Raw genomic sequence first — 21,365 nt, 5'->3', positions numbered from 1 at the left:
TAATCATAGTTTATTGGATTAGTCAGGAGGTTTTTTATGGCATACATAATAGGCGGTATCCTTATTTTAATCGCTTTGATCATTTTTGGACTTATTTGGCGCAAAAGAATTTATGATGAAGTCGACCGTCTGGAAGGATGGAAGATGGATATTATGAACAGGAATGTAAGTGCAGAATTATCCAGGGTGAAAACACTGAATCTATCGGGGGAAACCCAGGAAAATTTTGAAAAATGGAAGAGTCGTTGGGATTCGATTCTTACCAGGGAACTTCCCGATATGGAAGAATACTTGTTTGATGCTGAAGAAGCCGCAGACAAGTACCGTTTTTCTGCCTCGAAGCAAAATCTGCTTCGAGTAGAGGACGCCCTGAAAGCAATTGAGTCGGACATTGAACAAATGTATGTAGAGCTGGAACAATTGCTTGACTCGGAAGAGAACAGCCGGAAAGCAATCGAAGAGTTGAACCCGAGGGTGAAAGAGCTCAGAAAATCACTTCTGCATAACCGCCATCATTTTGGTAAATCAGAGGCTCGTTTTGAAGGCGAATTGGACGAAATCAATCGGACGATCGAAAATTATCACCAGCTTACAGAAGAAGGCAACTATTTTGAGGCGCAAAACCTTGTCGAAGGTTTACGCGAACACTTGTCGGAGTTAGAAACAAAAATGGAGGAGTTTCCGGGTATTTACAAAAAATGCCGCCATACACTTCCCAATCAGTTAGATGAACTGCAAAGCGGCATTGCTGGCATGAAAAAGGATGGATACCATATCTCGCATCTGGGATTTGAAAAAGAGATTCACCAGTATAAGACTAAGCTGCAGGATTTTGCAGAACAGCTTGATAAGGGTGTGTTGGAGGAAATCGTGCCTTTTCTGGAGCATGTCGATGAACGAATGAAGGAAATGTATCAATTGCTCGAGAAAGAAGCTATTGCAAAAAATTTCATAGAAAAACAGATGCCTTCCTTCCGTCGGGATTTGGAAATGGAAGTGAAGTCTTTCGAGGATACGAGACAGGAAGTGGAAAGTCTTCAGGAGTCCTACTATTTAGAGGATACTGACTTGGAGAATCACTTAAACCTGGACAAATTGGTCAAACAATTGAAAGAAGATCTTGAAAGTATTGACCGTGGACTTGATGAACATACAGCTACACATATTGAACTCCGGGAAAAAGTGGAGGCAGCGGCCAATGAATTGGAAAAACTCAAAGCGCGTCACGAAGCGTTCAGAAGTCAGATTCAATCTTTGAGAAAAGATGAATTGGAAGCGAAAGAACTGATTCTTGAAATGCGGAAAGCACTTCAAGATACACACCGGACATTGACGAAAAGTAATATACCAGGGGTCCCGGTGTTCATTTGGGAGCTGTTCGAAGAGGCGGCAGATCGGGTGGAAGATGTTGCAGGGAAGTTGGAACAACTGCCCCTCGATATGGGAGAAGTCCAGCATTCGCTGACAGAAGCTGACAAGGCCGTATCCTCCATGACAGAGCAGACTGAAATGCTGTTGGAACAGGCAAGGCTGGTCGAACTTGTCATCCAGTATGCCAATCGATACCGGAGTAAGTATCCTTTGTTGGCAGCAAGACTTTCCGAAGCCGAGCACAGATTCCGCCAGTTTGAATATGAGTCTGCACTGGAAGAAGCGGTTCAGGCCTTGGAGGAAGTCGAGCCGGGTGCGTTAAAGAGACTCGAAGCATATAGTAAGGTACCGAGCTGATTGAACCAATGAAAATAAACTGGCTCATTGGGATACTGACTGGAACCGCCCTGCTGTTATGGGCTGCTGCAGCCTTGTTGCTCTGGGAAGATTTTCACCATGAAAATGTCAGCAAGCTTGCAGTCGACCATTCGATGGCGAAACGGATGGACAGAAAGTTTGTTGGAGCAGGTACGATTAGATATCGAAACGGTGCGATTGAAATTAAGCCAAGTGAAACGAATGTCGAAACACCTGTCATTTCAGTCGATGAATTACTTTCCGATCTGCATATTCACCACAAATAATCCCTTGCTGACAAGATTGTAGCAAGGGATTATTTGTGGTATTATAAATGATTGCATAAATAACAAAAGGGGAGGGACGTTTCCGTGATTTATTTGGACAATAGTGCCACAACAAAACCTTATCAAGAAGTTATCGATAGTTTTACCCAAGTGTCGGAAAAGTATTATGGAAATCCCTCATCGATTCATCGAACTGGCGCTGCAGCTGAAAGGCTTTTATGGAGGGCCAGGCAGCAGGCAGCAGAATTGCTTGATGTCAAAGAGGAAGAAATTGTTTTCACTTCTGGCGGTACAGAAGGGAACAATACAGCTATAAAAGGAATCGCACTTGCCCATCAAAAAAGGGGCAGGCACATTATCACTTCCTGTATCGAGCATCCATCCGTGCTTGAAGCATGCAGAGGGTTGGAGGGTCTTGGTTTTTCCGTGACCTATCTTCCAGTAAACCATCAAGGCCTTGTCGATCCTGCAGCTGTGGAAGCGGCGATAACCGAAGAAACAATTTTGATCAGCATTATGCATGTCAATAATGAACTGGGCACCATACAACCGGTTGAAGAAATCGGAAAAATTGCCAAGCAATATCCAAAATTGCATTTTCATGTGGATCATGTGCAAGGTTTTGGCAAAGTGCCTATGCCACTAACGAACAGCGGCATTGATTTATGCACTATTTCAGGCCATAAAATACATGGCCTTAAAGGAACAGGACTACTATATGCAAAAAAGGGGACCCATCTATTTCCCTTGATGCATGGAGGGGGACAGGAACAATCGATACGTTCTGGAACAGAAAATCTGGCCGGGACTGTTTCCCTGGTAAAGGCTTTACGTCTCATTCTGGAAGAACAACAAAAGGGAAAACAACACCTTCTGGATATGAAAGAGAGGCTGTGGTCTTGCCTGGATAAGACAAAGCAGGTTTCAATCAATTCTCCAGCAGGCCATGCACCGCATATCATCAATATATCTGTTCCTGGTTTTAAACCAGAGGTCCTGATTCATGCCTTAAGCGAAAAGGGATATTATATCTCGACTAAATCAGCGTGTTCATCAAAAAATGAAGATGTCAGTGCTGTATTGGCTGCTTGCGGAATGCCGGAATCGAAAAGCAGCTCTGCATTGCGTATCAGTCTTTCTTATCATAACCAGCAGCGGGAAATCGAAGGGTTTTGTAAAGCGCTTGGCGAGACACTGCATCAATTTAGCGAAGTAATGGGGTAGATACTATGCATTATGAATATATTTTGATCCGGTATGGTGAAATTGCCTTAAAGGGCAAAAACCGGAAATTTTTCACGCAGAAATTACAAGAAAACGTACAAAGTGAATTAAAAGATATACCTGATATTAAAGTAAAGCGTCAGCGTGACCGAATGTACATTTTACTAAATGGCCAGGATCCGGAGCCGATTATCAATCGTTGTAAAACCATATTCGGCATCCACAGTTTAAGCAAGGCTATAAAGGTAGATAACGAAGAAGAACAGATTAAAAAGGCTGCTTTGTTTGCCCTTCAAGAGGCACAAGGTGTCAACACGTTTAAAGTGACGACAAAGAGGACCGACAAAAACTTTCCTGTGCGTTCGCAGCAATTCAATCAAGTACTAGGCGGTTATTTGCTTAAGAACACAGAAGGATATACAGTGGATGTTCATCAGCCCGATATGGAACTCAGAGTCGAAATCCGGCAAGACGGTACGTATATCACTTCGCAAAAGATACTTGCCGCAGGTGGCCTGCCGGTCGGGTCATCAGGGAAAACGCTGCTCCTGCTATCTGGCGGGATCGACAGTCCTGTCGCAGGTTATTTAACGATGAAACGAGGAGTTCAAGTAGAGGCTGTTCATTTTCATTCTCCGCCTTTCACGAGTGAACGTGCAAAACAAAAAGTGTTTGATTTGGCACGACAATTGACGAAATACGGTCATTCTATCCGCATACATGTTGTACCGTTTACCAAGTTGCAGCAAAAGGTGCACCAAGTGATACCACATGGTTATTCCATGACGGTCATGCGCCGGATGATGATGCGGATCAGTGAACAAATTGCCTCTAGGGAAGGTATTCTTTCCTTGACGACCGGGGAGAGTCTTGGACAGGTCGCCAGCCAAACAATGGAAAGCATGCATGCCATTAATGAAGTGACGAATTATCCGGTTCTGCGTCCACTTATCACGATGGACAAAGAGGATATAATCGATATATCTCAACAAATCGATACGTACGATATATCGATCCGCCCTTATGAAGATTGCTGTACCGTTTTTGTGCCGGATGCACCAAAAACTATGCCGCGGAAAGAAAAAGTGAATCAGTTCGAACAGGCGGAAGATTTCAGCGACTTGTTAACTGAAACATTGGAAAACATCGAAGTAGTAACAATCGACTCCCAGGCAAAAGAAGAAGAATTCGATGCTCTGTTATAAATCTCTTTCCTATTCATTTTAACCTATAACCGTCATGGTTAGTATTAACTGCGCAGTAAATGTAATAGGAAGTTCCGTTGCCTATTCAAAAAGAGTGTGAACCCCCGCTTCGGTAGCATATTTAGCTTTATTTAGCTTTCCGCGGGCACGGCTTCAGCTAACGTGGAAAAGAAAATCACTTTACCAAGTGGATCTTCAGCTTGCGCTGTTCCGCTGGAGTCTGCGTATGCTAGCTGCGCTAAGAAGCATGCTGATTATTGTAAGCCCTAGAGACTTTTTCTTTGAGACCCAACAAGACATCTTAAAATTACTTGTCAGGAAACTTGTACTTCTCTTCATAAAAAACTGTTCGGGTACCACTAGGATTTTCTGCCTATTTTCCCGGCTATGTCTATTGATGAGACGTCAGTAGGTGTTCGGCTGCGGAAATACCTTGCGCTTTGCGCGGGCGGCTGGTGAGCTTCCTCGAGCTTGCGCTCTGCGGGATCTCACCGAGGCCTTTCCTCCCGCAGGAGTCTCCAGGTATTTCCTCCGCTGGGTATTGCATTCCTGTTTATAAACTAGAGCACTAGGCATGTTCTCTTGATTCACTTGGTACTATATGAACGAATATAGGAAGGTTAGGAAGAAGCATTCAAACTATGCCGCAGTTTCTATCTTTAATTGGCCGTGAATAGTTGGTTAAAGCTGGCATATCTCCCAGTTATCTCACTGTATGGACCCCTTCCCGCCCGAGCATGCTATGGTTACAGGGAAGGAGGTGAGAAGACATGGCTAACAGCAACAACAGCAACCAGCTTCTTGTACCTGGAGTTGAACAAGCGTTGAACCAAATGAAAACTGAGATTGCTCAAGAATTCGGTGTACAACTTGGCGCCGACACAACTTCCCGTGCTAACGGTTCCGTTGGTGGAGAAATCACCAAGCGTTTGGTATCGATGGCACAACAGCAATTCCGTGGATAATCAAATAGAGAATATGGCAAAAAGGGTAGTGTGCGAGCACTACCCTTTTCATTTAGTTCTAAAACGGTTAAAATGATTTACAATTCATCATACTCCGACAATTTTCCCTGGTCGGCAGGGAATGTTTTAGTTGAACAACAAAGGAATCACAGAAAAAGGGGAAACGTATTATGGGAATTATCTGGCAAGGCGGAACGATTTATACAATGAAATCAGAAATGGATACAGTTGAAGCTGTTTTTACAGAAGAAGGAAAGATAATCGATGTCGGGACCGTTTCCGATTTACAAAGAGTTTACGAGGGAAGGATCGATAAGGTTCAAGACTTACAAGGGAATACCATGTTCCCCGGCTTTATTGACAGTCACTTACATATTATCGGCCATGGGGAAAAATTGATCCATTTGGATTTATCGGAGATGAAATCTGCCGAGGAGGTAAAAGCTGCCCTCCGCAGCCGTGTTTCCCAGCTCGAACCTGGTGAATGGTTGATCGGGGAGGGATGGAACGAAAATCACTGGGAACATCCCGTCATACTTCAAAGGGGGGAGCTGGATGAAATAAGTCCGGAAAATCCAATGATGTTGACCCGCATTTGCCGGCACGCTTTGCTAGCTAACTCGCTAGCTATGGAACGGGCTGGCATCACAAAAGAAACGGAGAATCCTCAGGGAGGTGTCATTGTAAGGGATGCTTCTGGAGAAGCAACAGGTTATTTCCTTGATACTGCACAGGAATTCATTAAAAATGTCATTCCGGAAATGTCTGAGGAACATTTGACTGCTATCGTACAAACCGCAATTGATGATTTACATCGAAACGGGCTGGTTGGCGGCCATACAGAAGATTTAAATTACTACGGTGGTTTTCTGAAAACATACCATGCCTTTACGAACGGAGTGGATGGGGATAAACGAAAATTCCGCGCTCACTTACTTGTTCATCATGAGGTAATCGACGATATGGTTTCGACAGGTCTTGATTACCATAAAGGTACTGAATTCATTGAAATGGGTGCGATGAAAATTTTTTCCGACGGTGCGCTTGGCGGCAGGACAGCTTGGCTTACAGAACCTTATGAAGATGACCGGGAAAATGAAGGTATCAATATTCATACCGTAGAAAGTCTGGAAACACTGGTCCAAAAAGCGAGAGGCTACGGCATGCCTGTTGCTGTTCATGGTATTGGGGACAAGGCAGTCGAAACTGTTGCAGAAACGCTGAGAAAGTATCCTCTGGAGAATGGAAGACGTGACCGGATTATCCATGCCCAGATTGTTAACGACCGTCTGCTGGACTTACTGACAGAGCTTGATGTCGTGCTGGATATTCAACCCACCTTTGTCGCATCGGATTTCCCGTGGATTATCGAGAGGATAGGGGAACGTCGCTTGTCGCATGCATATGCTTGGAAAACCTTTCTTGAGAGGGGTATTTCTTGTGCTGCTGGTTCTGATGCTCCGATTGAGAGTATCAATCCGTTGCTGGGGATAGAAGCGGCTGTTTTGAGAAAATCGAGTGTGGACGGTGCCAGCTATCAAGAAGATGAGCGGTTGACCATGTACGAGGCAATTTCTTTATATACAAATGGCAGTGCTTATGCATCTTGCCATGAGCAGGACCAGGGGAAAATAGCTCCAGGATATAATGCTGATTTTACTATCTTTGATCGGGATCCTTTTAAAATCAGTCCCGAGCAAATTACCACATTACAGGTCCAAAATACTGTAGTGGATGAGACAGTCGTTTATCAGAAAAATCACTGGCAGCAAGAAACGTATTAAGTAGTTTTCTCATTTGTGAATTCCAGAGGGAAACGTTGTGCCAAACCACTTGCGCTGTCCGCGTTCGTTGTTGATTGCGCGATGAGTAAATGGTGGTGTCGCCTGCGGTAACATTCACAGTCAAACAGTGGCCAACCGAAAAAGAGTGATTTCCTTGATCCATCATGGAAATCACTCTTTTTTTCTTCTCATGAAGTATTGCGCAGCTGTTCTGAGATGTCCGGAAGTCACGCTTGAAGTCCGGAGGAATAGAGGACAGCAATTTCTTCAAATTAGACGGAAAAGCGGTCCGTATGGTCATCCAATTCCATACAGACCCTTTTTTAAGTCATCACCTTAGCTTCTCCATCAGAGTACGAGAGTTATAAAAAGGTTCTTTTCACTCTGTCCCAGTATGAGTTGTTTTTTAATTTTACCGTTTTCACTATTTTATCACTCAGGGTCACCGACAAATCTTGTATATTCCGTACAGAGTAGGCCTCATTGTCGAACCCGATTATCGGATAATCGTTTCCATCCTGAATCACCTTCAACGTCAACTTTCTCGACTTGTCCAAAACAAAGGAAGACCCAAGCGTCCGGTACCGGTTATTGTTCAAGGATGCCAGTTCGGTCACTTGAAAACAAGGTGTTTTCGGATCGACGACTGCTCCGTTGGTAGATTTATTGTACCCCGTACTGCCGGTAGGAGTAGCCACAATCAAGCCATCTCCTCGGAATGTTTCAAAATGCTGGTCGTCGATATAGACATCCATCACGATCGTTTTAATCAATGTTGATCGGATACTTGCTTCATTCAAACATAGAAAGTGGGCCTGGTGGTTGACCTGAACATCGATGACCGGAAAGCGGCGAACCTCCAACTCCTCATGAAGGATAGAATTGACCATCTCATCATAATTATCGAGGTTGAAATCACAATACAAACCAGCTTCATTGGATCTGGCGATGCCTGTGTACAAGCAATCCTGGCGAAAACCAGTTTTTCTGACTGCCTGTAAAAAGGCCCCGTCTCCTCCTACACTGATGATGATATTGGCATCCTCTGACTTGTCTACAATATTGAACCCATTCTCTTTTGCAAGTTTGAATAATGGTTGGAGATTTTTTTCGAGTTCCTCTTCTTTTGGGTAGTAAAAATAAAGGTTGCGACGATTGTCCATATTGCTTCCTCCTGTCTGACTGTATAGTTATCCTTTGTTGTTCTCCATCTCACAGAGCCTTGCACCTGTGAGTAAACGCTTTATATTTATGTTATCATTCTTTTTTTCATAATCCCAGCAGGAACATAATCAACAATCCTTGTTTAATCCATAGTCATTTTGAAAATACTGGAGACGATGGAGGTGTTTGTATGGGTTGGCTGCTGTCCGCAGGTATCATCCTGTTTCTTGTCTTGTTGTCCCTTATCCTTCTCTTATGTGTGCGGGTTTACATGACGATAGATTATCAATACGAAAACGGCTCCGATTATCTTCAAATCCAGCTGGAGATATTGGGATTCCGTGTTTTTCATAAAGAACTTTACCCTTTGTCAGAAAAGAAAGGGCTGTCAAAGTCAAATGAAATGGCAAATCCAGAAAGCGAACCGGTCAAGTCGTTAAAACGAAGATGGCGCGACCTGAAGCATCACTTCCAAGTTTATCGTTCTATCCTGCCACAATTTCTCGAATTCATATCTAAAATTTCAATTCATCAATTCTCCTGGAGAACGAAGCTGGGCCTGGCAGATGCAAAAACTACGGGTTTAGCAGCTGGTGCTGGATGGGGGATTAAATATAGCTTGATTGCTTGGCTTCGTTCTCATGTCAAACAGATGCCGGTGGAAGAGATTGATATCCAGCCGTTGTTCCAACATGAGTTTCTTTCTACAGAAGCGCAGTGTATCTTTTCCTTTCGTTTAGGTAAAGCTATACGCATCATTCGACATATTATGAAGCAGGTCTCAGGTAAAACAATGAAGTCTGTGAATGAACCGGTAAATACTTAAGGAGGTTAATAATAAATGAGTGAACATCCAATTGAGGGTTTGATGACTACTGCAATGGAAAATCTGAAAGATATGGTCGATGTCAATACGATTATTGGAGATCCAGTAGAATCTCCGGATGGCAGTATGATCATAACCGTTTCCCGGGTGGGGTTCGGCTTTGCGGCAGGCGGCTCTGAATTCAAAGGACAGTCATCGGGCGGGGGAGACAACTCCGATTCCGGGGAAGGCAGTGGGATGCCGTTTGGCGGAGGAAGTGGTGGGGGAGTATCCATCACACCGATAGCATTTTTGATCGTAAATGAAAAAGGCGTACAAATGATACATCTGGATCAAAGTACCCACCTTTATGAGAAATTGTTGGATTTCGCCCCGCAAGCGATGGATAAAATCCAGGAAATGCTGAAAGGGACCCTGGGTAAGTTGGAAAAAGGAAGCGGGAAAGAAGATAAAGAAAAGGGAGAGAAAGCAGGAAAAGATAAAAAAGATAAAAAAGGAAAAGATAAGAAAAACAAAGAAGAAAGTGACGACGAGGATTCCGAAGAAAGTGATGACGAGTGATGGGATCGGTCTTTATGTTAGACATTCCATTTCAATGCCTTCATAATGGAACACGAGAATAAATGATGGAGGCTGATAGAATGGCGAATGTAACCTTTAAAGGCACCCCGATGACTCTTGGGGGGAACGAAGTGAAAGTTGGCGATACAGCACCGGATTTTAAAGTACTTGATAATGATTTGAATGAAGTCCGTTTATCTGATTACAGCGGCCAAGTACGACTGATCAGTGTCGTTCCCTCTGTAGACACCGGAGTTTGTGCAGAACAAACACAACGTTTTAATGATGCAGCGGAAAAGCTGGACAATGTCAAAGTGTTGACTGTCAGCATGGACTTGCCGTTTGCGCAGAAGCGTTGGAAACAAGCTAATGATATTCAGCACATCGACATTTTTTCCGACCATAAAGATGCTGATTTTGCCCTGAATTATGGGGTGTTGATGGAGGAACTGCGCCTACTGGCCCGTTCTGTTTTTGTCATCGATTCGGACGGCAAGGTGGCATACACTGAATATGTAAGCGAAGGTACCAACCATCCTGATTATGAAAAAGCCCTTGCTGCAGTAAAAGAAACGAATTAATTTTATTTGTTGAATGAGTGAGGACTTGCCCCGAGTGACTTGTCCGGCCGGTTTGTATTTACGAGGAGCTTTGTTCTTTGTTATACATCGGCGGATCCGGCATTCGGGGCTTTTTGTGCCTGATCAGGAATGTAAAACCAATACATAGCCATATGTTTTCTCGGAACGGATGGATTTTGTTAAAATAAAAGGCTGATGATGGTAAACGAATGGGGGAAAAGAAGTGGAACACAATAATGTGGAAAGACTATATAACTTTCTGGACGAAACCACAGAACAAATTGGTCATCAGATGGAACAACCATATTTGGACAGTCTTGCCCTGGTGCTGGAGTACTTTTTTACCGGTGAAACGGCAGAAGAGCTCAGTGAATTTGCGCTGCAGCACTTGCGTAAAAAAGCCGGCGAAGTGGAAATCAGTTCTTTCGACCGGGAGGAAATCAGAAAATCGATTCAGTTGGCTGCCTTGAAAGGGATGCAAGGTGCAACGCAGCAGCAGCATCTCATCACTCCCGATACTGTGGCGATGTTTGCGGGATATTTGGCGAATAAACTGATGAAAGGCCGGGAACAAATACGTTTATTTGATCCTGCTTGTGGTACAGGAAACTTGTTGACTGCAGTTCATAATCAACTGGAACAACAAACAGTGCCTTTTGGCAGTGAGGTCGATGCCACCCTAATCCGGATTGCATTGATGAGTGCCAATTTCCAACAAATCGACATGGAATTGTTTCATCAGGACAGTCTCCGGCCATTCTTAATGGAATCAGCAGATTTGATTGTCTCCGATTTACCGGTAGGCTATTATCCGGATGATATCATTGCCGCTGATTTCGAGCTTAAGGCAGAAGAAGGCCATTCTTATGCCCATCACTTATTGATTGAACAAAGCATCAAATATACAAAGGAAGGCGGTTACCTGGTGCTGGTCATCCCGAACTTTTTGTTTGACAGTGACCAGGCATCGCAATTAAATGCCTTCTTGCAGAAAAACGCCCATATTTTCGGAATTGTGCAATTGCCGGAGAATATTTTTAAATCAGAACAAAATGCAAAGAGCATCTTTTTGCTGCAAAAAAAAGGACAAGACACCAAAGCTCCAAAAGAAGCATTAATGGCCAAACTGCCATCTTTTAAAAATGTCCAGGCAATGAATGACATTCTGGTCAAAATAAACCAGTGGTTCAAGCAAGAAGGAATTTCTTGAAAAAATATCGGCGAATAGTTTGAAAATAAAGATTTTGGAAGGCAAGCGTTATCATTGAAACCTTGATATTGCAAACTTGATAAAGCGGTGTTTAAATGGGTAAGGGAGTATGTAAGGACGCTTGAATGAAAGGATTGAAGGATAGTGAGCAAAATATTAGCGATAAATGCAGGTAGCTCTTCTCTGAAGTTCCAATTGATCGAGATGCCAGAAGAAACAGTGATTGCAAAAGGCCTTGTCGAACGGATCGGCATCGAAAACTCTGTTTTTACATTAGAGGCTGCAGGAGAGAAGGACGAGACTACTACAGATATCCCCGACCATGAGCAGGCAGTAAAAATGCTGTTGGACAAGCTGACGGCATCCGGGGTGATCCAATCTCTAGATGAAATCGAGGGTGTTGGTCACCGGGTGGTGCACGGTGGCGAGCGTTTCAGTGATTCCGTGAAAATCACCGACGAGGTAATCAGAGAAATCGAAGAGGTGTCAGACCTGGCGCCGTTGCACAACCCGGCAAACCTTACCGGTATCCGGGCATTCCGTGAAATTCTTCCTGAAGTTCCGGCAGTTGCTGTTTTCGATACAGCTTTTCACCAGACAATGCCGGAACAATCTTATTTATATAGCCTGCCATATGAGTACTATGAAAAATACGGCATCCGAAAGTACGGATTCCATGGTACATCTCACAAGTATGTGTCTCAACGTGCAGCTGAACTGCTTGGTTTACCGCTCGAGCAGTTGCGGCTAATTTCCTGCCACTTGGGTAATGGGGCAAGTATCGCTGCCATTGAGAATGGGAAATCAATCGATACCTCGATGGGCTTCACTCCTTTAGCAGGTGTGACAATGGGTACAAGATCCGGAAACATTGACCCAGCTTTGATTCCTTATATCATGGATAAAACAGGGAAGACTGCCAATGAAGTGATGACAGTTCTGAATAAAGAAAGTGGTATGCTTGCATTATCCGGCTTCTCCAGTGACTTAAGAGACATTACGGAACGGGCCGACGATAAGGATGAGCGTGCCGAACTCGCCCTTGAAGTGTTCGCTGAAAGGATTCATAAATACCTGGGTTCTTATGCTGCAAGAATGCATGGAGTGGATGCGATCATCTTCACTGCAGGTGTTGGAGAAAACAGTACGGAGATTCGTGAACGTGTCTTGAAAGGCCTTGAATTCATGGGCGTTTACTGGGATCCATCTCTAAACAATATCAGAGGAAAAGAAGCGTTTATCAACTATCCGCATTCACCAGTTAAAGTATTCGTCATTCCGACGAATGAAGAAGTCATGATTGCGCGCGACACTGTCAGACTTGCGTAATCAAAAATAAGCGGCTGGACCGAAAATATCCACGCTAAAAAAACCGAACGGTGATTCGAATCCTTGAATTCGTACTCGTTCGGTTTTTTATGGTTAACATATCTGTGAATCACATGGAATACAGGCTCTGTACTTATTGTGGCGTCTCCTGTCGCGAGGGGGCATAAAGTGCGCAAATAGTACATCCCTTTGCGCCAAGTTCATTCGGTTCCAGAAGAATGTGAAGGCATGTCCTAGTCTTGATATTTGTATGAACTGTCAGCATGAGAATGAATAAAAGCTGCTCAGGTACTCAAATGTAGCAGTTTCATAAAGTTCTAATTATGCCACGCGCATAGTCTTGTCCCTGTGTTACGATAGAAAAAAAGCAGGGAAGAGGGGGATCGTGTGGCAGCAAGTCCGATTAATCAGGAAGTCTCCCGTTGGGAAACAAAGCTTGAATCGCAATCGGCCAATGATTTTCAACGACTTTATGATGCTTTGCAATACCATACGGTTAATCGATTGAACGAAAATCAAAAATCCGAATGGTTCCGTATTTTGGATGATTTATTGTTTCATTCACACGCCTATTTACAAGGCTCGGCACTGCAAAAGGAAGCAAGGGAAAGATTAATAGCTCAGGGAAGGATTTTTCTTCCGTCGATAAATTCGATTGAGGATATGCAAAGATTGACCATTGAACAATCTTCTTTTATTTCCGTGCAGGAAATGGCGAAGGGACGATTGTATGCCTTGGCGCAAGGAGGTGTCGCGGGTACAGGAGGCGTGCTGTTACTTGGAACGGATTTCCCCTTGCAAGTGCTTATGAATTTGCGGCTAGTCCAGTTGATTGCAATGGGATTTGGACGAGAAATTCGTCGGCCGACTGAAATGATGCTGTCACTAAAAGTTTTTCAAGCCGCCATCCTGCCAAAAAGAATGCAGTGGGAAGCATGGCAAAACCTGCTTTCCGAAACCAAGTCTGCAGCCGATTACATGTATCAGGGGAATGATGAGTTGGTAGACGAAAATTGGCTGCAGCAGCCGATAAAGCAAGTGGTGAAGTCGCTGCTTATTTTAACAGCTAGAAGAAAAGTCGTTCAAGGAGTCCCGCTGCTTGGAATAGCTGCGGGGGCTGCCTGGAATTACCGACTGGCAAGACGTGTCGGCGAGTTTTCCCTTCGATTCTATCAAAAAAGGTGTATTGTATAACTGTTAAAGCCTATCCCGATAAACCTTAGGGATAGGCTTTTGTTTTTTATTCGCTTCTTACTACTAACACATCGCAGGAAGCATATCTAGTGACACTTTCGGAAACACTGCCAATTAGAAATCTTTCCACAGCGTTCATTCCGGTTGCACCGCAGATAATCAGGTCTGCCTTGTGTTTTCTGGCGATATCTTTAGCGATTTTGATTTTAGGAGATCCGTATTCTATGTCGGTAACAATATTGGTCACACCATTTCTTTCAGCTTTTTCCCGGTAACCGTTTAACAGTTCGTTCGCGTAAGTTTCTGCCCTTTCAGCCAACGAGCGGTCATAAGCTTCAGCAGTTGCGAATGTGCGATGGTCAATGACATGGGCCAGGATCAGCTGGGCGTGGTTGCGCTTGGCGATATCAACCGCTTTGTTAAAGGCGAGTTCCGCAGCTTTTGAACCGTCGACGGCCGCTACAATATGTTTGTATTCAAACTCCATAGAAAAGACTCCTTTCTACCTCTTTATTCTATTATACCATGGCCGGAACATCTCAGATAGACGGACTAAATACGTGAAGATAGAATTTTTGTTTAGGTTAAGTTAGGATAAAGATGAATTGGCCAAAAGTTTCATTGACAATGGAGGTGCAATTTATGGGACATGCACTTATAACTGCTGGAACGAAAGGATTGGGCAGAAAAGTGACAGAAGCTTTCTTGCAGGCTGGTCATCAAGTCACCGCCACTTATTGGAAAGATAAAGAGAAAGCGGAAGCATTAGCCGAGTTGCATGAAGAAGATCCTTTACATATTGTTCAAGCGGATGTAACCAGCAAAAAGGACTTGCAAGGACTAGTAAAGCAAGCGATGACTAAATACGGAACTATCGATTACTTGATCAACAATGCTGGACCTTACATATTTGAAAGAAAGAAATTAATGGACTATTCACAGGAGGAATGGGATGCTATGATGAAAGGGAATCTTGATTCTGTTTTTCATCTATTGCAACTTACCATTCCGGGGATGCGTGAGCAGAGTTTCGGCAGGGTGATCAATTACGGGTTTCAGGGAGCCAACACCGCAGCTGGATGGCTATACCGTTCTGCTTTTGCAGCAGCAAAAGTTGGTTTAGTATCTTTGACCAAATCGATTGCATATGAAGAAGCGGAATACGGAATTACTTCTAACATGGTATGCCCTGGGAATATTACAGGTGACATGAAAGAGGCCGGTATAGAGGCAAGTCGCAAAATACCCGATGAAAAGACGCCGATAGGCAGGTCGGGAACGGGAGAAGATATCGCCAGGTCCATTTTATTTCTTTGCGAGAAAGACTCCGACATGATCACAGGTTCTGTTTTTGAAGTCACAGGTGGTTTGGATGTCATTCACCGGTACCGGTGAATGGTGTTCTTACTATACATAACAAAGATTCCTGCAAGAAATGCAGACTATTTGGAGGGATGACAAATGAATATCGGGGTACCTAGAGAGATTAAAAACAATGAAAATCGAGTGGCGATGACTCCAGCAGGGGTTGTTACACTGGAAAGTGCCGGCCATCGAGTGATCGTGGAAACCGGAGCCGGGCTTGGCTCGGGATTTACCGATGAACAGTACATTGCTGCCGGTGCCGAAATCGTTCCTTCCGCCGCTGAAGCGTGGGAGCAGGAGATGGTCATGAAAGTAAAGGAACCGCTTCCAGAAGAATATGGATTTTTCTATGATGGACTAATCCTGTTCACGTATTTGCATCTGGCTCCGGAACCGGAATTGACCAAGGCGTTGATTGACAATAAAGTGGTATCCATTGCTTACGAGACAGTCCAGCTTGATAATGGGTCGCTGCCACTCTTGACTCCAATGAGCGAGGTGGCGGGACGCATGGCTTCGCAAATAGGGGCTCAATTTCTTGAAAAACCGAAGGGTGGCCGAGGAGTGCTGCTTTCGGGAATTCCAGGTGTGAGAAGAGGAAAAGTGACCATCATAGGCGGGGGTGTGGTAGGAACTAATGCTGCCAAAATTGCAGCCGGTCTTGGTGCTGACGTCACTATCATTGACTTGAATCCTGAGCGGCTCCGCCAGCTTGATGATATCTTTGGATCGAACATCAATACATTCATGTCCAACCCACTGAATATCGCGGAAGCTTTACAAGAATCGGATTTGGTCATTGGGGCTGTGCTGATCCCTGGTGCCAAAGCTCCGAAGCTTGTTAGCGAGGAAATGATCAAATCTATGCGGGAAGGCTCCGTAATCGTGGATGTCGCAATCGATCAGGGAGGCATTTTTGAAACAACTGATCGAATTACGACTCATGATAATCCTACTTATACCAGGCACGGAGTGCTGCATTATGCGGTTGCCAACATGCCCGGAGCGGTGCCGCGCACTTCGACAATAGGTCTGACGAACGTTACCGTACCTTATGCGCTACAATTGGCTAACAAAGGCTATCGGAAGGCCTGTGCAGATAACAAAGCACTCCTGAAAGGGATCAATACATTAAATGGTTTTGTTACCTACAAGGCGGTGGCAGAGGCACATAAATTGGAGTATGCTGAAGCCGAAAGCATATTACAAGACAGTTGATAGATGTAATGAAGTTTTTTCGCAAAGACTTTGTTGTTTTTTATCTTCATTGGACGAGAACATCTATCAGAGAAAACCGGGACTAGGATGTTTCTTTCGATTAAAAGCCTGGATCGCTGATGATTTAGGCTTTTAATAATGGATGATGGAGGGAGGATGGCTGAATTCCCTCCCTCGTTCTTCGTTATACTACTTACAAAAGGACAGGGGGAGAAAAAATGGGGACCCGGAATAAGTTGGATCCATTGAGTCATCTGATTGATCAATATAACTATCATACGTGGTCGAATAAACGTCTGTTTGACCACTTAAGAAGTCCTCCCGAAGAAGTTATTCACAGGGAGGTGGAAAGTGTCTTCCCCACACTGGCTACGGTGCTTGTCCATGTTTATTTCACGGAAACGATATGGTTGAAAGTGATGCAGGGCAAGGCATTTGACACGATCGAAGAATATGTTGACCGCCAGTTGTTGACAAGCAGTTATGCAGAAAAGAGTCTTGAAGATATAGAATCTGATTACCAGCGGCTTGAAGCGGACTTCCGATCTTTTTTGAAGGCAACCTCTGATCCTATGCTTGAACTATCAATTCAGCATCCCACATTCGGGGAAATGGAAATTTCCATTTTTCACTTAGTTGGCCATCTTATCAATCATGCCACATATCATAGAGGAAACATTACTGCCATGTTGAGACAGTCAGGATATAAGGGTATCTCTACTGATTATGTCGTTTACCATATGAATATGAATCATCAACAAAATACTTAAGCATGCCCGTCGAAAGTGTAGAATCTTGCCGTAGTGGTAGGAAGAACGCATCAATCGTCCTTATTCAGTATATAGCCAAAAAACGGAACGGATTCGTTGAATTAGAATCCGTTCCGTTTTTGCTTTGGTGGCCATGTTTTTGTCCCGGCCTTTTTAACTTCGGTGTTTGTTTTATCGGTGATTTTCCTCTATTCGATTATTTGCAATGTTTTTGGATAGCTTGTTAGCAATTCCGGCCCTTTTTTAGTCAGGAACACTTCGTCTTCAATCCTGACGCCCCCCACTCCGGGTACATATATACCTGGTTCCAGGGTAAAGCTCATTCCTTCTTTCAGGGTTAAATCGTTTTCGGAAGTTAACGATGGGTATTCATGGACGTCGACACCGATCCCGTGACCGATCCGATGGGTGAAGTATTCACCATAACCTTGGCTTGCAATATGCTCTCTGGCCACTTGATCCATTTTGCCGGCTGCATTTCCGATTACTGCAGCATCAATCGCTTTTTCCTGTGCCTTCAACACGGTTTGATAGATTTTTTCCTGCTCTGGATCTATCTGTTTATATGCAACTGTTCGGGTGATGTCGGAGCAATACCCGCCAAATACGACACCAAGATCAAACAGCACCAAGTCACCTGATTCAACTTTATCCTGCCCAGGTGTTCCGTGTGGAGAGGCAGTTTTTTTGCCGGATAGTACCATGGTGGAGAAAGACATCTCCCTCACACCTTGTTTTTTCAATTCATATTCGATTTTAGCCAGGATTTCCATTTCGGAAACCCCTTCCTGGATTGCCTCCACACCTGTTTTGATACCGAAGTCCGCTAAATCGGCAGCTTGTTTGAGAATCGTATATTCTTTTTTGTCCTTGATAACGCGTAAACCAGCCAATATCTCTGTCCCATCCACAATTTCGCAGCCTGAGACTGTTTGTTGTAGGTGCTCGAACCGGGATACCGAAAAATCTTCCTTTTCAATGGCGATTGTGTCGGGAGTTTTATTTCGCTTCGTTAAATAGTCCTTGAATAATTTCCAGGGGTTATCCTGATCTTTGTATGTGAGGAAATCGCCTTTCCAGCCGGAAGCGATGGCGTCTTCTTTTTCCATTTCCGGGAGTATGAACAATGGCTCTTCATCACTACTTATGTAGACTGCCACCAGTCGTTCGTGTGGATCGGTATAATGACCGCTTAGATAATAGACATTTGCCTTGGAGGTAACCAGGGCGCTGTCGAAGTTTTGCTGTTTGAGTTTTTCTATCAACGTTTGTAATCGTTCCATGAATTTCTGCCACCTTTCTTTATCTTATATTAGTATAACAAACTAGCCCGGTATAATGACAATATTAGCGGGGAATGAAAGGCTGAAATATCTTTTTGGCAGGAACTTTGTTACCATAAGTAACAAGGAAAAGAAAATTTAATAAGAATTTGAAACCTGAGGGATATTTCATCCGTAAACAGGAATATACAAGGATTTTTCTTGGAAAGATGAGGTGAACCAGTGGGAATATTTTCGAAACTGTTTAAAAAAGAATCAAAAAAACCAGAAATAAAAGAACGGTCCGCCTTATCGATCGAGGTCGGTGATATTGTAACCTATGATCTCGTCGATTACGAGGTGGTCGGAAAAATCACCTATCGTGAGGACAGTTATGAATGGTTCGGCTACCAGCTTCTGGAGGGGAAAAACACCATATGGCTTTCTGCTGAAATGGATGAACAGTTGGAGCTTGGTATTTATCAATCGGTAAATCTTCCCGTCTCGAAACCTTTTCCGAAACAATTGACTTATCAGGATGCCGTTTACTATCTTGATGAGCAGGGAGAAGCAAGGGTGGTAGGTGAAGGCAGGAGCAGAAACATAAACGGCAGACAGATACACTATGCGGAATATTATGATGAAGACGAAGAGCATTATCTTAGCCTGGAGGACTGGGGCGGCGAAATAGAAGCAAGTTATGGGTATGAAATTGAACCTTATGAAATTAAAATCATTGCAGGTTCCATATAATAAAGGAGGACTCACCTATGTTCAAAATGTTTAAACGTGTCAGTACTATTGTAAGCTCGGAACTCAATGCCATGTTGGATAAAGCAGAAGATCCAGTGAAAATGCTGGAGCAGTTCATGCGCGACATGGAATCCGATATTCGCGAAGTGGAAAGCTCGGTTGCCAAACAAATCGCCAATGAAAAAATGTTGAAGCGGAAATACGACGATGCCCAGGCATTGGTTGATAAAAGGCAAGGTCAGGCTGAGAAAGCGATTGAAGCAGGAAACGAAGATTTGGCCCGCCGTGCGCTGGAAGATAAAAAAGATCAGCAGGAACAGGCAGATACATTAAAAGAATCGTGGGACAGGGCTCAAAATGATTCCAAAGTGCTTCGTGATAAGCTGGATGAAATGAAAAAAGAGTACCAGCAAATGAAATTGAAAAAAGATTCTCTGAAAGCCCGGGCCGAATCTGCAAAAACCCGGACCAAGATGAACCGGACGATGTCTTCAATCGGAAGTGACGAGTCGAAACGGGGATTCGAACGCATGGAGGAAAAAGTCCTGCAATTTGAAGCGGAGGCAGATACTTCTGATGACTTGTCTGCTTCAAGTAAGTCGCTTGATGATGAATTTGAAAGTTTGGAAAAGAGCGGTGTAGATGATGAATTAGCCGCCTTGAAAAAGAAACTCGGCAAGGAATAATAGTTGCCGTTACGATCAGGGGATGGAATAGACAGGTGAAGAAGTCACCAGTAAAACCCTTGTACCTGCCACAGGCTGCAAGGGTTTTTGCAGGTATTCTTCCCATTAGAAAGGAGGTACGGCTTCCATCATGCACAAACTATTTGGGGTTTGTTTGCTGTCGCTTGTTTTATTGCTGACTGCATGTGGATCTGATCTTTCCCGGCTTTCTGGCACCGAGGAAGAACCATCGGTGTCCGTAGAAGAAATACCGGAAGAACCGGATAGGCAGGAAATAGAGGAGCAGTTGAAAGCTTCTTCCAATCAGGACATCGAAGCAGTTTTTGCCAACAATTTTTATTTGCTGGATGTCATTTCAGGTGATGACGCGGAAGCGAATGTATATGCCACCAGACAATTCACGAGGGAACAGCTGGTATCACTTGTTTCCAGTATAAAGCAGCCTGATGAAACAAGTGAGGTGAAAGATGGGGAACAAATATTGATTTACCCAGATTATTTTGTCACCTTCAAGCCTAGTGAGGAAGACCAGGATGTGTTGCTGATCGAAGTGGCTTCTGACCAATTCGTGCGAAGCAATTACTCACCGAACCACTTAAATGGATTTTTTACTTTTCTACTGTTGAATAGAATGCTAGGAACTTCCAACTGGGAGAAAACACGAATGGAACAGTGCCGGAACGGCGGCTGTTATGGAGGCTATACGACGGGTGACCGCGGAGGATTGAACACGAAAAGAGGAATGTCTTCCTACCGTGGTGGTGGAGCGAGTGCTGGTAAATAAAAATTAGAGGAGGGAAAGAAATGGAAATGGGTCCGTTTGTATCGACTTTTATTTATTTCATTATTGCTATATTGGTTGTGCTGGCCGGATTGGCTGTGTTCGAAACCTTGACAAGAAAGTACCGTGATTGGGAAGAAATCGAGAATGGAAACGCTGCTGTTGCACTGTCCGTCTCTGGAAAAGTAATAGGTATTTGTATTGTGCTCGCTTTTGCCATCTATCATAGCGTGACCATTTGGGAAACGGTGATTTGGGGCGTTTACGGAGTGGTATTGCAGGTTATCGCTTATTTATTGTTTGAAGTGCTGACAAGAAAATTTTCGGTCGAAGTAAAGTTAAAAGAAAATAACACTGCAGTCGGCATTGTATCTCTGGCTGTTTCGATCGGATTAGCTTTTGTAATCGGGGCATCCATTACATAAATACCAATTGTGTCGCATGGGTCTGACTTTACGTAACAAGAAGTCAG

The 21,365-nt window shown here is 43.9% G+C and carries 22 protein-coding genes; 19 read left to right on the top strand and 3 right to left on the bottom strand.

Annotated elements, in window-relative coordinates:
* Positions 1–36: 36 nt before the first annotated feature.
* The 6 genes from ezrA (at position 37) to F6X55_RS16490 (ending at position 7,193) form a co-directional block, all read left to right on the top strand.
* Positions 37–1,728, top strand: a complete 1,692-nt coding sequence (ezrA, locus tag F6X55_RS16515; protein ID WP_026569688.1) for a septation ring formation regulator EzrA — start codon at positions 37–39, stop codon at positions 1,726–1,728.
* Positions 1,729–1,736: 8 nt separating this feature from the next.
* The gene (locus F6X55_RS16510) at positions 1,737–2,015 is read left to right on the top strand and encodes a hypothetical protein (RefSeq protein WP_026771066.1); all 279 of its coding nucleotides are present in this window, start codon (positions 1,737–1,739) and stop codon (positions 2,013–2,015) included.
* 84 nt (positions 2,016–2,099) lie between these two features.
* A complete protein-coding gene (locus F6X55_RS16505) occupies positions 2,100–3,239 on the top strand; it encodes a cysteine desulfurase family protein (protein ID WP_153464781.1) in 1,140 nt (379 codons plus the stop codon).
* A gap of 5 nt (positions 3,240–3,244) precedes the next feature.
* Positions 3,245–4,444, top strand: a complete 1,200-nt coding sequence (gene thiI / locus F6X55_RS16500; protein ID WP_153464779.1) for a tRNA uracil 4-sulfurtransferase ThiI — start codon at positions 3,245–3,247, stop codon at positions 4,442–4,444.
* A 770-nt stretch (positions 4,445–5,214) separates the two neighbouring features.
* Positions 5,215–5,409 carry an alpha/beta-type small acid-soluble spore protein gene (locus F6X55_RS16495; protein WP_026569693.1) on the top strand — a complete coding sequence of 65 codons (195 nt, stop codon included), beginning with the start codon at positions 5,215–5,217 and terminating at the stop codon, positions 5,407–5,409.
* Between the two features lie 170 nt (positions 5,410–5,579).
* Positions 5,580–7,193: an amidohydrolase gene (locus F6X55_RS16490; RefSeq protein WP_153464777.1), complete on the top strand. Its 1,614-nt coding sequence runs from the start codon at positions 5,580–5,582 to the stop codon at positions 7,191–7,193.
* A 362-nt stretch (positions 7,194–7,555) separates the two neighbouring features.
* Here F6X55_RS16490 and F6X55_RS16485 read toward each other — a convergent pair whose 3' ends face one another.
* A complete protein-coding gene (locus tag F6X55_RS16485; RefSeq protein WP_026569695.1) occupies positions 7,556–8,356 on the bottom strand; it encodes an NAD kinase in 801 nt (266 codons plus the stop codon).
* A gap of 272 nt (positions 8,357–8,628) precedes the next feature.
* On the opposite strand from F6X55_RS16485, the gene F6X55_RS16480 reads away from it, so the two are divergent.
* From F6X55_RS16480 to F6X55_RS16455, 6 genes are all read left to right on the top strand, one after another.
* The gene (locus F6X55_RS16480) at positions 8,629–9,183 is read left to right on the top strand and encodes a DUF2953 domain-containing protein (protein WP_161993106.1); all 555 of its coding nucleotides are present in this window, start codon (positions 8,629–8,631) and stop codon (positions 9,181–9,183) included.
* Between the two features lie 15 nt (positions 9,184–9,198).
* Complete coding sequence (gene ytfJ / locus F6X55_RS16475) at positions 9,199–9,744, top strand: GerW family sporulation protein (protein WP_026569697.1); 546 nt, start codon at positions 9,199–9,201, stop codon at positions 9,742–9,744.
* 80 nt (positions 9,745–9,824) lie between these two features.
* Positions 9,825–10,325 carry a thiol peroxidase gene (tpx, locus tag F6X55_RS16470; RefSeq protein WP_026569698.1) on the top strand — a complete coding sequence of 167 codons (501 nt, stop codon included), beginning with the start codon at positions 9,825–9,827 and terminating at the stop codon, positions 10,323–10,325.
* Between the two features lie 223 nt (positions 10,326–10,548).
* Positions 10,549–11,535, top strand: coding sequence for a class I SAM-dependent methyltransferase (locus F6X55_RS16465; protein ID WP_153464775.1), 987 nt, complete (start codon positions 10,549–10,551; stop codon positions 11,533–11,535).
* A gap of 144 nt (positions 11,536–11,679) precedes the next feature.
* Positions 11,680–12,864, top strand: a complete 1,185-nt coding sequence (locus tag F6X55_RS16460; RefSeq protein WP_153464773.1) for an acetate kinase — start codon at positions 11,680–11,682, stop codon at positions 12,862–12,864.
* 387 nt (positions 12,865–13,251) lie between these two features.
* Entirely contained in the window at positions 13,252–14,058 is an 807-nt protein-coding gene (locus F6X55_RS16455) for an EcsC family protein (protein ID WP_153464771.1), read from the top strand.
* Positions 14,059–14,104: 46 nt separating this feature from the next.
* Here F6X55_RS16455 and F6X55_RS16450 read toward each other — a convergent pair whose 3' ends face one another.
* Positions 14,105–14,545 carry a universal stress protein gene (locus F6X55_RS16450; RefSeq protein ID WP_026569702.1) on the bottom strand — a complete coding sequence of 147 codons (441 nt, stop codon included), beginning with the start codon at positions 14,543–14,545 and terminating at the stop codon, positions 14,105–14,107.
* Between the two features lie 155 nt (positions 14,546–14,700).
* On the opposite strand from F6X55_RS16450, the gene F6X55_RS16445 reads away from it, so the two are divergent.
* The 3 genes from F6X55_RS16445 (at position 14,701) to F6X55_RS16435 (ending at position 17,411) form a co-directional block, all read left to right on the top strand.
* Positions 14,701–15,453 (top strand): SDR family oxidoreductase, encoded by a 753-nt coding sequence (locus tag F6X55_RS16445; protein WP_026569703.1) that lies wholly within the window; start codon positions 14,701–14,703, stop codon positions 15,451–15,453.
* Positions 15,454–15,519: 66 nt separating this feature from the next.
* Positions 15,520–16,641 (top strand): alanine dehydrogenase, encoded by a 1,122-nt coding sequence (gene ald / locus F6X55_RS16440; RefSeq protein ID WP_026569704.1) that lies wholly within the window; start codon positions 15,520–15,522, stop codon positions 16,639–16,641.
* A 218-nt stretch (positions 16,642–16,859) separates the two neighbouring features.
* Positions 16,860–17,411: a DinB family protein gene (locus tag F6X55_RS16435; RefSeq protein WP_153464769.1), complete on the top strand. Its 552-nt coding sequence runs from the start codon at positions 16,860–16,862 to the stop codon at positions 17,409–17,411.
* A 188-nt stretch (positions 17,412–17,599) separates the two neighbouring features.
* Here the strand turns inward: F6X55_RS16435 and F6X55_RS16430 are convergent, their stop codons facing one another.
* Entirely contained in the window at positions 17,600–18,694 is a 1,095-nt protein-coding gene (locus F6X55_RS16430) for a M24 family metallopeptidase (protein WP_153464768.1), read from the bottom strand.
* Between the two features lie 222 nt (positions 18,695–18,916).
* Here F6X55_RS16430 and F6X55_RS16425 point away from each other — a divergent pair, with 222 nt between their 5' ends.
* The 4 genes from F6X55_RS16425 to F6X55_RS16410 all read left to right on the top strand — a co-directional run bounded on the left by F6X55_RS16425 (position 18,917) and on the right by F6X55_RS16410 (position 21,318).
* A complete protein-coding gene (locus F6X55_RS16425; RefSeq protein ID WP_026569706.1) occupies positions 18,917–19,426 on the top strand; it encodes a DUF4178 domain-containing protein in 510 nt (169 codons plus the stop codon).
* Between the two features lie 17 nt (positions 19,427–19,443).
* Positions 19,444–20,112 (top strand): PspA/IM30 family protein, encoded by a 669-nt coding sequence (locus F6X55_RS16420; RefSeq protein WP_026569707.1) that lies wholly within the window; start codon positions 19,444–19,446, stop codon positions 20,110–20,112.
* Between the two features lie 130 nt (positions 20,113–20,242).
* Positions 20,243–20,896, top strand: a complete 654-nt coding sequence (locus F6X55_RS16415; RefSeq protein ID WP_026569708.1) for a DUF4247 domain-containing protein — start codon at positions 20,243–20,245, stop codon at positions 20,894–20,896.
* Positions 20,897–20,922: 26 nt separating this feature from the next.
* On the top strand, positions 20,923–21,318 hold the full coding sequence (locus F6X55_RS16410) for a DUF350 domain-containing protein (RefSeq protein ID WP_026569709.1): 396 nt from the start codon (positions 20,923–20,925) through the stop codon (positions 21,316–21,318).
* Positions 21,319–21,365 lie beyond the last annotated feature (47 nt).

Origin of the sequence: Sediminibacillus terrae, from assembly GCF_009602435.1 — a bacterium.
GTDB classification, from domain to species: domain Bacteria; phylum Bacillota; class Bacilli; order Bacillales; family Amphibacillaceae; genus Sediminibacillus; species Sediminibacillus terrae.
Note: the sequence above shows the minus strand (reverse complement) of the source record. Positions and strands in the feature narration are given on the sequence as shown.

Bases quoted from the DNA above. Each gene is read 5' to 3' on its own strand.
- ezrA (WP_026569688.1), top strand. From the start codon at position 37: ATGGCATACATAATAGGCGGTATCCTTATTTTAATCGCTTTGATCATT.
- F6X55_RS16510 (WP_026771066.1), top strand. From the start codon at position 1,737: ATGAAAATAAACTGGCTCATTGGGATACTGACTGGAACCGCCCTGCTG.
- thiI (WP_153464779.1), top strand. From the start codon at position 3,245: ATGCATTATGAATATATTTTGATCCGGTATGGTGAAATTGCCTTAAAG.
- F6X55_RS16495 (WP_026569693.1), top strand. From the start codon at position 5,215: ATGGCTAACAGCAACAACAGCAACCAGCTTCTTGTACCTGGAGTTGAA.
- F6X55_RS16490 (WP_153464777.1), top strand. From the start codon at position 5,580: ATGGGAATTATCTGGCAAGGCGGAACGATTTATACAATGAAATCAGAA.
- F6X55_RS16485 (WP_026569695.1), bottom strand. From the start codon at position 8,356: ATGGACAATCGTCGCAACCTTTATTTTTACTACCCAAAAGAAGAGGAA.
- F6X55_RS16480 (WP_161993106.1), top strand. From the start codon at position 8,629: ATGACGATAGATTATCAATACGAAAACGGCTCCGATTATCTTCAAATC.
- ytfJ (WP_026569697.1), top strand. From the start codon at position 9,199: ATGAGTGAACATCCAATTGAGGGTTTGATGACTACTGCAATGGAAAAT.
- tpx (WP_026569698.1), top strand. From the start codon at position 9,825: ATGGCGAATGTAACCTTTAAAGGCACCCCGATGACTCTTGGGGGGAAC.
- F6X55_RS16450 (WP_026569702.1), bottom strand. From the start codon at position 14,545: ATGGAGTTTGAATACAAACATATTGTAGCGGCCGTCGACGGTTCAAAA.
- F6X55_RS16445 (WP_026569703.1), top strand. From the start codon at position 14,701: ATGGGACATGCACTTATAACTGCTGGAACGAAAGGATTGGGCAGAAAA.
- ald (WP_026569704.1), top strand. From the start codon at position 15,520: ATGAATATCGGGGTACCTAGAGAGATTAAAAACAATGAAAATCGAGTG.
- F6X55_RS16435 (WP_153464769.1), top strand. From the start codon at position 16,860: ATGGGGACCCGGAATAAGTTGGATCCATTGAGTCATCTGATTGATCAA.
- F6X55_RS16430 (WP_153464768.1), bottom strand. From the start codon at position 18,694: ATGGAACGATTACAAACGTTGATAGAAAAACTCAAACAGCAAAACTTC.
- F6X55_RS16420 (WP_026569707.1), top strand. From the start codon at position 19,444: ATGTTCAAAATGTTTAAACGTGTCAGTACTATTGTAAGCTCGGAACTC.
- F6X55_RS16415 (WP_026569708.1), top strand. From the start codon at position 20,243: ATGCACAAACTATTTGGGGTTTGTTTGCTGTCGCTTGTTTTATTGCTG.
- F6X55_RS16410 (WP_026569709.1), top strand. From the start codon at position 20,923: ATGGGTCCGTTTGTATCGACTTTTATTTATTTCATTATTGCTATATTG.